20 protein-coding genes are annotated in these 11,588 nt (G+C 33.1%); 7 read left to right on the top strand and 13 right to left on the bottom strand.

Annotated features, from left to right (window positions below; translation table 4 throughout):
* Positions 1–14: 14 nt before the first annotated feature.
* Together WEN_RS02080 and WEN_RS02075 are read right to left on the bottom strand one after the other, a co-directional pair.
* Positions 15–185 carry a hypothetical protein gene (locus WEN_RS02080; RefSeq protein ID WP_014849904.1) on the bottom strand — a complete coding sequence of 57 codons (171 nt, stop codon included), beginning with the start codon at positions 183–185 and terminating at the stop codon, positions 15–17.
* Positions 185–580 carry a 50S ribosomal protein L19 gene (locus WEN_RS02075; RefSeq protein ID WP_014849903.1) on the bottom strand — a complete coding sequence of 132 codons (396 nt, stop codon included), beginning with the start codon at positions 578–580 and terminating at the stop codon, positions 185–187. Before WEN_RS02075 ends, WEN_RS02080 begins: the two co-directional genes overlap by 1 nt.
* 109 nt (positions 581–689) lie before the next feature.
* Here WEN_RS02075 and WEN_RS02070 point away from each other — a divergent pair, with 109 nt between their 5' ends.
* The 4 genes from WEN_RS02070 to WEN_RS02055 all read left to right on the top strand — a co-directional run bounded on the left by WEN_RS02070 (position 690) and on the right by WEN_RS02055 (position 3,226).
* A complete protein-coding gene (locus WEN_RS02070) occupies positions 690–1,574 on the top strand; it encodes a restriction endonuclease subunit S (RefSeq protein WP_014849902.1) in 885 nt (294 codons plus the stop codon).
* Between the two features lie 83 nt (positions 1,575–1,657).
* Positions 1,658–1,822, top strand: coding sequence for a restriction endonuclease subunit S domain-containing protein (locus WEN_RS03795; protein WP_238530688.1), 165 nt, complete (start codon positions 1,658–1,660; stop codon positions 1,820–1,822).
* A gap of 93 nt (positions 1,823–1,915) precedes the next feature.
* A complete protein-coding gene (locus WEN_RS02060) occupies positions 1,916–2,566 on the top strand; it encodes a restriction endonuclease PLD domain-containing protein (RefSeq protein WP_043911357.1) in 651 nt (216 codons plus the stop codon).
* A 3-nt stretch (positions 2,567–2,569) separates the two neighbouring features.
* Positions 2,570–3,226, top strand: coding sequence for a phospholipase D-like domain-containing protein (locus WEN_RS02055; protein ID WP_043911355.1), 657 nt, complete (start codon positions 2,570–2,572; stop codon positions 3,224–3,226).
* A 192-nt stretch (positions 3,227–3,418) separates the two neighbouring features.
* On the opposite strand, the gene WEN_RS02050 is transcribed toward WEN_RS02055, so the two are convergent.
* Complete coding sequence (locus WEN_RS02050; protein WP_014849900.1) at positions 3,419–4,336, bottom strand: hypothetical protein; 918 nt, start codon at positions 4,334–4,336, stop codon at positions 3,419–3,421.
* A gap of 225 nt (positions 4,337–4,561) precedes the next feature.
* On the opposite strand from WEN_RS02050, the gene atpE reads away from it, so the two are divergent.
* Positions 4,562–4,867, top strand: coding sequence for an ATP synthase F0 subunit C (gene atpE / locus WEN_RS02045; RefSeq protein WP_014849899.1), 306 nt, complete (start codon positions 4,562–4,564; stop codon positions 4,865–4,867).
* A gap of 215 nt (positions 4,868–5,082) precedes the next feature.
* Here atpE and WEN_RS03865 read toward each other — a convergent pair whose 3' ends face one another.
* Positions 5,083–5,379 (bottom strand): hypothetical protein, encoded by a 297-nt coding sequence (locus WEN_RS03865; RefSeq protein ID WP_238530687.1) that lies wholly within the window; start codon positions 5,377–5,379, stop codon positions 5,083–5,085.
* Between the two features lies 1 nt (position 5,380).
* Here WEN_RS03865 and WEN_RS02040 point away from each other — a divergent pair, with 1 nt between their 5' ends.
* Positions 5,381–6,409: a hypothetical protein gene (locus WEN_RS02040; RefSeq protein ID WP_014849898.1), complete on the top strand. Its 1,029-nt coding sequence runs from the start codon at positions 5,381–5,383 to the stop codon at positions 6,407–6,409.
* A gap of 22 nt (positions 6,410–6,431) precedes the next feature.
* Here WEN_RS02040 and WEN_RS02035 read toward each other — a convergent pair whose 3' ends face one another.
* From WEN_RS02035 to WEN_RS01995, 9 genes are all read right to left on the bottom strand, one after another.
* Complete coding sequence (locus WEN_RS02035) at positions 6,432–6,851, bottom strand: hypothetical protein (RefSeq protein ID WP_148267997.1); 420 nt, start codon at positions 6,849–6,851, stop codon at positions 6,432–6,434.
* Positions 6,775–7,008 (bottom strand): hypothetical protein, encoded by a 234-nt coding sequence (locus tag WEN_RS02030; protein ID WP_043911351.1) that lies wholly within the window; start codon positions 7,006–7,008, stop codon positions 6,775–6,777. The genes WEN_RS02035 and WEN_RS02030 overlap by 77 nt, the downstream gene beginning before the upstream one ends.
* A 30-nt stretch (positions 7,009–7,038) precedes the next feature.
* A complete protein-coding gene (locus WEN_RS02025) occupies positions 7,039–7,512 on the bottom strand; it encodes a hypothetical protein (RefSeq protein WP_043911349.1) in 474 nt (157 codons plus the stop codon).
* A 1-nt stretch (position 7,513) separates the two neighbouring features.
* Complete coding sequence (gene rpsP, locus WEN_RS02020; protein ID WP_043911347.1) at positions 7,514–7,756, bottom strand: 30S ribosomal protein S16; 243 nt, start codon at positions 7,754–7,756, stop codon at positions 7,514–7,516.
* A 13-nt stretch (positions 7,757–7,769) separates the two neighbouring features.
* Positions 7,770–8,378, bottom strand: coding sequence for a hypothetical protein (locus WEN_RS02015; RefSeq protein WP_014849894.1), 609 nt, complete (start codon positions 8,376–8,378; stop codon positions 7,770–7,772).
* 185 nt (positions 8,379–8,563) lie between these two features.
* Positions 8,564–9,043 carry a transcription elongation factor GreA gene (greA, locus tag WEN_RS02010; RefSeq protein ID WP_014849893.1) on the bottom strand — a complete coding sequence of 160 codons (480 nt, stop codon included), beginning with the start codon at positions 9,041–9,043 and terminating at the stop codon, positions 8,564–8,566.
* Positions 9,044–9,072: 29 nt separating this feature from the next.
* Positions 9,073–9,681 (bottom strand): RNA methyltransferase, encoded by a 609-nt coding sequence (locus WEN_RS02005; RefSeq protein ID WP_476638825.1) that lies wholly within the window; start codon positions 9,679–9,681, stop codon positions 9,073–9,075.
* A gap of 48 nt (positions 9,682–9,729) precedes the next feature.
* The gene (locus tag WEN_RS02000) at positions 9,730–10,335 is read right to left on the bottom strand and encodes a restriction endonuclease PLD domain-containing protein (protein ID WP_043911341.1); all 606 of its coding nucleotides are present in this window, start codon (positions 10,333–10,335) and stop codon (positions 9,730–9,732) included.
* Positions 10,335–10,946: a restriction endonuclease PLD domain-containing protein gene (locus WEN_RS01995; protein WP_052304250.1), complete on the bottom strand. Its 612-nt coding sequence runs from the start codon at positions 10,944–10,946 to the stop codon at positions 10,335–10,337. The genes WEN_RS02000 and WEN_RS01995 overlap by 1 nt, the downstream gene beginning before the upstream one ends.
* Positions 10,947–11,188: 242 nt before the next feature.
* Between WEN_RS01995 and WEN_RS01990 the strand changes: the two genes are divergently transcribed.
* Positions 11,189–11,572: a hypothetical protein gene (locus tag WEN_RS01990; protein WP_014849891.1), complete on the top strand. Its 384-nt coding sequence runs from the start codon at positions 11,189–11,191 to the stop codon at positions 11,570–11,572.
* Positions 11,573–11,588: the final 16 nt, after the last annotated feature.

Raw genomic sequence — 11,588 nt, 5'->3', positions numbered from 1 at the left:
ACTACTAATAAATATTAGTAGAACTTTCTTCTCATATCAGCTCTTTTCTTCTTTTCTTTCTTTTGAAGAGCAGGTCTTAAGTGAAAAAGATATCTCATAGCTGTTCTCTTAACTTCAACTGAAAGCTTTTTGAACTCTATTAGAGCTTGTTCAATTTCACTATCTTTTACCTTTATAATTGGCATTATTTCTTAGCTTGATTAGTTGACTTAGCCTTTAATCTTTTTAGTTTAATTGGAAGAGATTCAGGATTTCTTAGATAAGAAAGATAAGCTCTTCTAGATCTTCCTTCTCTTACTCTTTCTATCTTATGAATTAATGGAGAATGAATAAAGAAAGCTTTTTCAACTCAATGATTCTTTAGTTTTTCTCTTAGTAGAATATTTTCTCCTAATAAAGAACCTCTTTTTCTTATTAGTATTCCTTCAAACTTTTGAATTCTCTCTTTCTTCTTGTCATCTATGATCTTTTCTTGAACCAAGATGACATCTCCAGATTTAAGTGTTTTAAAAAGTTGACTTTTAGCTTCATCCCCTTGTAGGCTATAAAAATGTTTTTTGGTTTCTAGAAGTAGATCCACTGCAAAAAATCTAATGGATTTTAATTTATAAATCTAAATTTTAGAAAATTAGCTTGAAATATATAGCGGGAGATACATTACTCTTCCTCTTTGTGAATGTGTAGAGAAAGTGAGAACTAAAAATAAAGAATCAATTGTTACAACCATTATTGGAGTTGATATCAAAAAACAAATAAAACAGGTTTCATTAACTGGAAAAACTCCAAATTATGAACTAATGCAGTGAGTGGAAAGTGGAAATTTTATTATGAATGGAATTCACGTAGATAGAGATAGAAAAGTCCCAATAGCACTTTATGAAGGGAGTAAAAAGGTTTTAACTAGCGGAACATATTTTGTCTTTAGAGTAAAAAATATTTCTCTAAATAAGAATTACTTGAATTTACTTTTCCAACAAGAGTTTCTAGATAAATATTCTCTTTGACTTGCCGGTAAAGGGATTCGAGGTGAGTTGGCATGGAAAGACTTTTTAAAAATTTCCATCTCCATCCCGCCTCTGGAAGTTCAAGAGGAGATTGTCAATAAATATCAAACAGTAACTAAATATATAGAAATTAAGAAAAGAATTAATGAATTACTTGAAAGAAAGATGAAAGCTTACTTCCATATATTGTTTGATGATTTAAAGGATTATGAAACTAAGAATTTCGGTGAGTTATTCACAATCATTCGAGGGGGTCAGCCGCCGAAATTCAATAAATATTTAAAAGAACTTTATTTTTGTAAAGAGGGAGGGATTCCTTGGCTAAAAGTAGAAGACATATCAGAATACAAATTTGTTAATCATACTTCTGAGCAATTAACGCAAGAAGGATTTAAAAAAGAGGGTTGTAAATTGATTACTCCAAAAGATTTAATTTTCATTCGTAGTGCTGGTAGAGAAAGGGCAGGAAATGTCTACATTATTTCGCATAACTTAACAATTAATGAAAGCTTTTGAACTTTATCAAATAATCTACTTGTTGGGGGGGGCATCAATATAGACTGCCTATAACTTTTGCTTATTTTTTGGTTCAGGAAAATATTGTCACATTAAAAAAGAAGACTGCAAGCTCAACTTCTTCAATCTCTTTTAGTATGGAAAGATTTAAAGCTTTCAAAGTCAAAATACCAAAAAATAAAGAATTAATAGATAAATTCAATAACTTCTGTGAACCTATCTTCGAGTTACAAAAAAGTAACGAACAAATTATTCAGAAGCTTATGAAGTTACAAAAGTGTTGAGTTGAAAGTTTAGATTAACTGTTTTTTAGCTGTTACAGAGGGCTTTTATCGCGGTTTCTGAGTAATAAAAAAAATTAAAAATTCATCCTTTTTGTCATTTGTAGCTAATAAATGTATAACAAATTGTTGGCTGTGGAGGACAATACTTTTCTAGTTACTTATATTGACAGTGAGTTTGCGGAAGAAGGAGAAAGGGTGATTGATGAATGTTTTTGAGAAGAAATGGAAAAAGCGGATAGAGTTGAGATATTTGTAGCATATTGTGGTTGCAACTCTCTGGAAGAGATAGACCAATTTGTGAAAAAGGGAAGTATTAAGAATATTTGTTTAATTCTTGGAATGTACTTCTTTATTGGATTGCAGGAATCGATGTACAAATTGGTTATAAAAATTCACACAAAATGACAGAGGATGGGCGTGGGGGAAATAAGACTGCTAGATTATTGTCTTAATCACGGGAAACTTTACTGTTTTTATAAAAATGACCATCTTTTTTCAGCAATAATAGGCTCTCCTAACTTAAGTTTTTTGATTCCGGCAGACAAAAAAATAAAACCAAGACAATGTGAAATGGCAGAGCTAATTCACAAACCCTCTTCTCTAAAGCTTTATCGGAAACGTATGAAGAAGTTGAGATCAGATAGATTCTCGAGAAATATGACTTTTCTAGAAAGATATAAAAATGTTGTTACTACAGAAAAAACCAACAAAAAAGGGGAAATAATTGAACAAACTAAAATTACTTACACCAAAAATTACTAACGAATGGTCAGTCTTGAGGAATTAGAACAATTAGAACAATCTGAAGCTTTAAGAATTATTGCTATTCCTTTAATTGTTCCAGCGGCACAAGAAATTATTGACAATGCTGATTTAGATTTATCTTTCTCACAATTAAATGCTTGTTACAGTAAGCCAGCAATTAACGAAAAGACTGGAAAAAGGCAAAGTTGACATGAAGTGAAGTTAATCATAGAAGGAGAAGATAACTTACCTTCCAAGAAAGATTGGTTTTATTTAGTGACTGATAGTGGATGATTAGAGAAAGCTTGTTTTTCGGGTAGAGGTAAACGAATTAAGTGACTAAATACTTTTAAACGTGAAACCATAATTGGTAATTGAATCAAGAATAAATTAGTAGAGTGGGAGGTGATTGAAGAATTTTGATATCCTGATGAGGATAAAAAGAAGTCTGGAGTAGTTACTAAAGAAGCTTTAGAGCTTTACGGTGGTAGTAGAGTGTACCTAAGAAAACCCCTAAGACTTATAAGGACGAAGAAGGAATTGATAGAGATGTTTGATTTATCTCTTTTCCTTTCTTCCTTTTTGATGAAGTTGACGAATGAGCTGATAAATAAAAATATTCTTCTGCTAAATTACTTTGTCCGAAAGCCGATTATCCTCCAGCTCCAAATCCACTAAAGAAACTTGATAGTGTTGTAAAAAGCATTACTTGCTGAGGTATAAATTAATCCTGAAAAAGTAGATAATCCCAATAAACCTATGTTGTCAAGTTCAATTTAAGGCTCTCAAATATTCTCATTTCTAGCTAATCCAAATAAAACCTGAAACTTTTTTGTTTTATGACAATTGAAGGAATGGATTGGCTAAAAGTTAATTCCTGAAGCTACCCCCCCGCGGCGAACTAGTTAAAAAATTAGTAAAGTAAGAAAATAATGAATTGGTAGACTTTCCTGTTTCTATTTTTGACTTAACTGTTAAATACATGAGGAATAATCATAATTTTTCTTGCGCTTCCCCTTCTTTTTCTAGATATTCCTTGACAGTTTCAGTAGTTAATTTATAGGCTCGATCTCCTGAGCTAGATGAACTTGCAGAACCTCCCCCTCCCCCTCCATTACCCAAGCTTGTTCAACTTTTTCCGCTAATTCTATTAACATAGTCAGATAATCTTGAAAACTTACCTGTAACTTTTTTTGGATCTTCTAGCCAGTTAAAGAGAAGAAAATTAAATACATTTTTTTCTACTTCAAGTCCCATGATTGTTTCGGTACCCAACAGAAACTTTCCCGCTTTTAGAGTATTTGATAGTTTTTCTGTTTTAAACAAATCTATAAATTTTTGTCTTTCGCTCCCGCCTGCCAAGAAAAAAGAAAGTGTCTGTTTAATCTTTGTATGAAAGCTTCGAAACAACATCGTATACATGGTCTTTTCTACCAAAGAACCAAAGAAAGTTTTTAGGCCACTTCATCACTTGGAATAAGTTGTAGGGATTTCTGTAAAGGCTACTGCAGTTGGTTTAATAGTTCATTCAAAAACACTTTTGCCCGTATCGCTAACCCATTGCCAAGCAACTTGTAAACCATTTTGTTGCCCCACAGCAGAACCTGCGGAACCACTGCCCCCCCCGGCGCCTGCAAAAGCATCTGAAATTTTCCCCCCTAATGAACTAAATCAACTTCCTTCGCTATCTCCTACTGCTACTCCAGCAACTGAAGCAGAACCTAACAACAATACACAACCATAAGCTGTTTTGGTTTTGTGTATTGAACCCCCTACTAGAGAAAACAATGTTTGTTGTTTATTTAGATTATTTAAATTCTTCTGTAATAACTAATGCAATCTGAATTAATTATCTAAATAAGATACGTAGAATATTCTTTCATGGCAAATAATTTATTGAAGCTTATTGAATAATAGATCAAAAATAAAATTAACGGGTTTTGTCCATTAACCTTTTAAATCTATTAGAAATTACTGAAACAAAGAATTCAAATAAATAATTAGATTTAATTAATGAGTTTGAAAGATCTTCTTAATAGGTTACTGATTGGGGGGGGCTCTAATTTACTGTTATTTGAGGATACGAATAAATATATTGGAAAAGGAATTGGTGCGGGAGTTGCAATACTAGCTGGTTTAGGTGCTGCTTTAGCTCAAGGATATATCGGGGGAAAGGCTGTAGAATCACTGGCTAGAAATCCAGAAGTTGAAGCTTTGATCTTTAAGCAATTTATAGTAGGAGCTGCAGTTTGCGAATCTGTAGCTATTTATGGATTAATCGTTGCTTTCTTAATAATGTTTGCTATCGACAAAACATAATAAAGATTTAATTCATCCTATTTACCGAAGAAAACAATACTAATTAATTTCTAATCATTAGTTTTCTCGCAAACCTACACCAAAAACAATAAAGAAATTAAAGTCAATGTTCTGGTTGTTAAATGTAGATGAATAATTTATTTATATGATCTGAAAGAAACTTCTACTAGAAGTTGGGGCAATTAGTGGTCTTAGTGGGGGAATAGGTGGATACTTTAACTCCAGCTCGGGGGGGGCATTCAATTAGAGTCAGAAAAAGAATCTATCTTATTTGGAGCTAATTCAAAGCTAAAGAAAGAGCCGAAAAACAAGAATGCAAAGATAGATCAAAAAGTTAAACACTTAAACAATAAATCTACACTGGCATCTTGACATTGAAAGAGTGAAGGAGTAGGTCAAGAATTCCTATTTGTTGAAGGGTGAGATGGTGCTGGTCCTCACAAAATCATTGATAGCTCTGAACATTCTCAAGGTACCAGAGAGTTATATGGTGGTGTCAAAATTAGTGACACTATGGGTTGATTTGGTCCAAGAGAAGTCACTAAAGCATTGGAGGAAATAGAAGAAGTAAAGGAGCGTAACAAGAAAATAAATGTCAGTTATTGACCAGCAATACAAGAATCTGGTAAATACTTAGATCAGCAAGATTTAGATGGTCTTCAAGAGTTTTGGGCTAGCAGAACCAAGGAATTTGAGGAAGAAATTTTTGGTCTTTACCGCGGTCGAGCTTGATGAATAAAGCAATTTGGACAAAAAAGAAATAAAGATCTTGTTGACCTTGAATTTGACTTATCTAAAGTCAGAACAATGTTAAACAAAACGGAAGACCAACTTAGAGATGATCCTTGGACTTATGGAGAGATATTTCAAAATCCTAAGTTAGCAATAGTAAGACTGGTCGGTAATGTAGAAGAAACTGGCTTTAACTATTTAAAACATCTTGCTTGACCGGAGAAAGGAAAGGTTACAAGCCTAAAAGAAAAGAAAATAGCTTTTGTGATTTTGGGATTAATACTAGGTGAAGAGTATGGTTTTGACTGTCAATCCGGACAAGAAGATCACAAAACGAAATTCTTTAAAGAGTGTGGAAGAGATCACATTGGAAAGATACGTAACGATGGGAAGGTAAAGCGGGTAATTAAAACTACTTACAAACATAGCGGTCAATTTAGTGTTCCGGAAGCTCATAAAGGAGGTTCTTGGCGACTACAGCCAAAACTTGATACATCAAGCCAATCTACTTTATTAAAAATGGACGATGTCCAAACAACAGCTCTATTGAATGAAAAATGTGAAGAAGAAGGTGGTTGGTTTACTTGGAATTCCTGGAGAGATACAACAATAAAAATCAGAAGAGAAGTTTGTGACCAAATAATTAGACCTTGATTTGGTAATAATGTCTCAGATAAAAGACTTTGTCTAATAGAAATCCCAGAACATAAGTACTATTTAAGACTAAATACTTATCTAGAAGTATTTCAAATTCCTACCTGAATAAACAAAAACACCTTCTGAACTAAATGTTCCAACTACAGTATCTAAAGTATTTTCTTAACTAATTCCTTTAATTAGCTGTTTGTTCTGAAAGTACAAGGTAAAGAGAATTACTTGCGTCATCATATTCCTCAGATCCCTCTTTAACTTTATAAACTTTTGATCCTTTTTTGATTACACTCTTCTCCTCTTGCGCCCCTCATTCTCTTTCTACAGTCAATTGTGACAACTCTTTACTAGAAAAAGTTGTTCTGTATCTTTTTCGTGAAACATCAGGAACGGATTGTGTATTTGTTTTCATATCAAACTTTTTACCTACTTGGAGCTCTTTGTTCTCAAGAATAACATTAGGCAAAATACCTGTTCACTCCTTAAGAACAGGGCCTGTATTTTCACAAGAGATTACAGTGTAATTACTGTCAGTTGTTATTGATAATCCTTCAAAGAACATCTCTTCATTCTTCTTTTCCTTTCACTTCGCAAGTGCCAAGTGTTGCTTGAGGGGCAAAAGAATGACTAGAAGAAGTTGTTGCAGTCGAACCACTTCCACCTATATAACCTGTTTGTCACAGAGTTAAAGGGGCAATCACGCCACCCCCTCCAACAACACCTAAAGTAGTGGCAAGAAGTTTAACACCTAGAGTCAAGAGTTAAAAAATATTTTTAGCCATTATAAGCTATTTCTTCTTTTTAGATCTCTCTGAAAACTCTAATATTTTTGAAGTATTCTTAACTTCAAATACTTGACCTTTGCCCCCAGATAGCAAAGTACTTAATTGGAATTTCTCCATTCCAGCTAAGTCAAACTCTATATTCTGTAATAATCTTTGCAGAGCCTTACTAACCTTACAACCAGATAATAGATAGTGACAAAATTGTGATCTATCTAGAGTTAAAGATTGATCTTCTGGATAGTAATAACCTATTTCTTTAATAGGACTAAGTAATTTCTCAACATATTCAGAATGTTGAGTAACTATATCTTTAGAGCTTGTTAAGTCTCTATTTTCTTGGAAAGGAAAAACAGAAGGAGATCAGTTAGAGGCTAAAGAGTTACTCTCTTCATCACTCTCCATATAAAGAACTATTGGTAAACATATTTGTGTTCCTCCGTAAGATAACTTAGGAATAGCTGAAATCGATAATTTCAAACTATAGCCTTGAGAGTCTTGATTGAGCTTTTATTAGATCTAATAGATTCTTAGTTGGTTGAGCACCTTTACTAAGAAATTCTTGATACAAATTCATATCTAGTTGAAAGTTTCCTTTTTTAGGTTCATAAAAACCTAGTGTTTTAAGTTCTGCGGAGTCTCTAGCTCTTCTAGAGTCAATAGCAATAATTCTGAAGAAAGGATTGTGTTTCTTTCCTTTCCTCTTCAGTCTTAATCTCACCATAACTTAAAAAATTTTATTTTCTATTAGCTGGTAGTTTAGGTTCCTTGAATTCTCTGAATTTAAAAAGTTCTGGGACACCCTTTTCTAGTTCAGATATTCACTCAGAAGAGAATTTATGTCTTCTTTGGTGATCTAATTGTTCCAGAGGTCATCCTTGAAATAGTTCCAAACCTTCTGGCTCTCTTTTGCCATAGAACAAAGGCAAGATCTCTAGCTTTCTATTTAAGTATGAATAAATATTTCTAGCTCCCGAAAGAGTTGGATACAGTTTGTGTTTATTCTTTATCTCTTCTGGGTGAATGATCTTGTAGTTAAGTTTTGAGTATTGATCATTAAAGACTTGTTCAATGTATTTATCTAATAGTGCCTGATAATCAATCTCTAGTAGTTCCATAAGAGATTCTTTTAACTTAGTTTTTCAGGCTTGAAAATAACCTGATTCAAGAGATAAAGGATTCTTTTCAGGCACTTCTTCTATCTTCCCTTGATATTTGTATTCTCCTAATAAGTCTTGAATTAACTCTCAGTTAGTAGGAAGAAGGAACTTTCGTTCTTCTGTATCACAAGCCAGTTTCTCCCAGTTTTCGTAGTAATCACTTAAAGATGGATAAGTACACAGCATAGGATTTGTGTCCTTTGGAACATTTGTAAAGTAAAAGCTTCTATTTTTGTGAAAGAAAGCATATAGTTTTGGCTCTATTAAAACCCCATCTGACAGTATTTCCTTAACCGCTCCTATAACTAAGAGTTCGAAATTAATAACTCTCTTGAAACTTATAACCGATGGTAAATCTAGGAAATTAAAAATTAGAAAATCTCAAGTATTTTAACATAGCAACTTTTTCTCATTCCTTCTACTGTGTGAGTTCCTCCGACAGGTTTTCCTAGTATAGCTTTTGCTATAGGAGACTCATTAGAGATCTTGAATTGAGCAGGGTCTGCATCTAGACTACCTAAGATCTCATAAGTATATTCTTTATTGGAAAGTGAGTGAAAGACTCTCACTTTAGAGCCAATCTTTACTACTTTTTGATCTTCACCTCCCTTTTTGCCTTCCTTTCCAATAATTTCATAGTTTTTAAGAATAGCTTCTAATTCAGAGATCTTTTTCTCTAGTTGTTCTTGTCTCATCTTTGCACTATCATAGTCTGCATTTTCAGATAAGTCACCAAGACTTCTTGCGTACTTAAGCTCTTCTAGTACTTGAGGTCTTTCTACATCTATTAACTTATTCAGTTGAGATTTGATCTCTGCTAGCTTTTCTTCAGTTAAGTAGTTTGTAGACATTGATTAATTATTTTATATGTTATTTGTGACTAACCTTTTCTTGCTTTCTTCTTGGGAGCTTGTCCTAAGTTTTCAGGTATTTTGTAACCTAAGAAATTTTTTGGAGGGGCATAGCAAGGGAAGTCAAAGTCACTTGAATCTTCTATATTATTAAAGCTTTCTGAGACTAAGCTCTCTTCAGAAATCACACCAGGAATTAATCTAACTATTCCTTCTAGTATTACTGATGCCGCTAGAGTTCCAGATGAAATTATGTAATCTCCTATAGAAAGTCTCTCGGAGATGAAGTGAGAAATTCTTTCATCTATCCCTTCATAATGACCACAAAGAAAAACTATAGAGGTAGTACTAGATAGTTGTTCTAGCTCTCTAGATCTAGTTTGTGTTAATTTTTGTCCTCTAGGGCACAACAAAATAATGTGAGCATTATTGAGTAATTTGTATTTCTCTAAAAGTCTATAAATAGGTTCTATAGAAATAACCATTCCTCCTTGTCCGCCACAAGCGGGAAAATCCACTTGTTGATTCCAGTCTTGCCTAATATTTATTACTTTGTAAGTTACTGGAGCTCTATATATAGCCTTTAAGGTAATTGAGTGAATTAATCAATTTGTAATTTCAATGGGAAAGAGAGTTAAGAAATAAAAAGTTCTTTTTTTATTAATAAATTAAGAGACTAAGGTCTTTTATTTATTGTCGTATTTCTCTCAGAGCTCTCAGGGTAAAGGCATGCCTTCAAAATCATACGGAAAAGAAAGTACTCATACATCTCTTTCCTTTCCACTTTTATCCTTTCTAGTTTTGTTGGTTTTTTTAAGAATTAATTTATCTCCACCATAATGGTACAGTGTTTCTTTGGTGACCACTCCCCATCTTCTTTTGTCATCAGAGGCACACAAAAACTTATCAATTAAATCTTCCTCAGTTAGTCTGTATTTTATTCACCATCCGAGAGCTTCTCTATCTACAAAAGAACATAGTTTCTTAACCTTTCTGCCCTCAAACCTTGCTTTAAAGAAAAATCAATCTTCGTCTGTAACAACATAAAATCAATCTTTTCTTCGGGGTAAATCATGTTTTTCGTGAACTGTTATTTCTACTTCATACCAACTGTTTTTTTCTCCTTTTTCGTTTTCACGAGGCTTACTGTAACAAGCATTTAGGTCAGAAGTTGATAGAAAACTCAAATCTTTTGAGTTTTGTACTTCCTCTCAGGTAGGAACAATCAAGGGGAGAACGATGGTCTGTAATACCTCAAATTCTCCTAAATCATCGATAGTAAATCTTTCCATTAGATCCGTTTTGTAAGTCTGATTTTACAAATTTCCTTTGTTTCGCAGATAGAGTTTTCGGTGTACACTATTTTCTCTCATTCAAAGGAAGAAATATTATCTGAAAAATCTTCTAATTGCATTTCTTCTGCATGCATTAAAAAATCTTGAAGGAGCTCTGGATCTCTAATAAGAGCTGCTGTTTCAACTTGCTCTTCCCGATATTGTGATGGTTGGTGTAAAAAACTTAAATTTGGGGAACCAAAAATAGCTGAAAATATTTGATTATTCTTAATGAAATAATAAATTTTTCCGTGATATTTGGAAGAATGTATTACCCTTATTTCTCCTATACCGGCTCTTTGTCACTTGTCATTAATTTTTACAGCCGCTCTATATATTTTTTCTCAAGGCTCTACAAAGTAATACATTCCCAAGATTACACATACATTCTTGATCTTGCATTGTTCTACTAACTTATCTAGTGCATACAAAGAATAACCAGAAGAGAAGGCTGCTGTAATTATTAATCTGTCTGCCTTCTTCATTTCTTCTATAAAACAATCTCTTAGTTGTTTTCGATCTTTGTCTTTGAAAAAAGGTTGTTTTCGGGAATAAGACATTGCTGTCATTGGAGAGTAGGAATTGCTTTTTTAAGGAAAGTGAAAGTTTATTTTTTATTAACCATTTATTAGGAGAAAAAGCTAAAAAGGATGAATTTTGTTCTCTAAAAACTTATTTGTTGGCCATTTAGTGCTGGTTTAAAGGGGGGGATTAGTTATTTGAAATCTCTTTTACCTTCTGATTACTAAACGAAACTGCTGATTCTAAAATCTCCTCTTAGTAAGTCCTTAGCACTTTTCTTGACTAATTAATGAGTTTTTGAGTTGAGCCTGCACAAAAAATAGTCAAGTGATGAATTCTACAAATTCTTTTCTGAATAATATGGATTCCTGTGATGACTACTGTTGGGGTAGCTAAGACAGAGAGTTTGATGGCTTTATTGCCAATATCTTTTATTCTCTGAATAGCTTCCGTAGTTTTTTATGCCTTCAAGATTGCTAATTTCTTTAGAGGGGCAGATCGTACTTGCGGGGGGGGGCACACTCCCAATTTTCTTCGGAATATGAAAGTTTCCCTTATACCAGATGTTCTCTTTTCACTCATCTTTCCCATACTAATAATCTTTACTAGAATCTTCTTTTGAGTTATTTATAGATCAAACAAGCAATTTAAAGTAACGGGAGAGACTAAATAAATTTCTAAACGTTAAA

It is taken from the genome of Mycoplasma wenyonii str. Massachusetts (assembly GCF_000277795.1).
Lineage (GTDB): Bacteria > Bacillota_I > Bacilli_A > Mycoplasmatales > Mycoplasmoidaceae > Eperythrozoon_A > Eperythrozoon_A wenyonii.
This window is presented reverse-complemented; position numbering and strand designations above follow the sequence as displayed.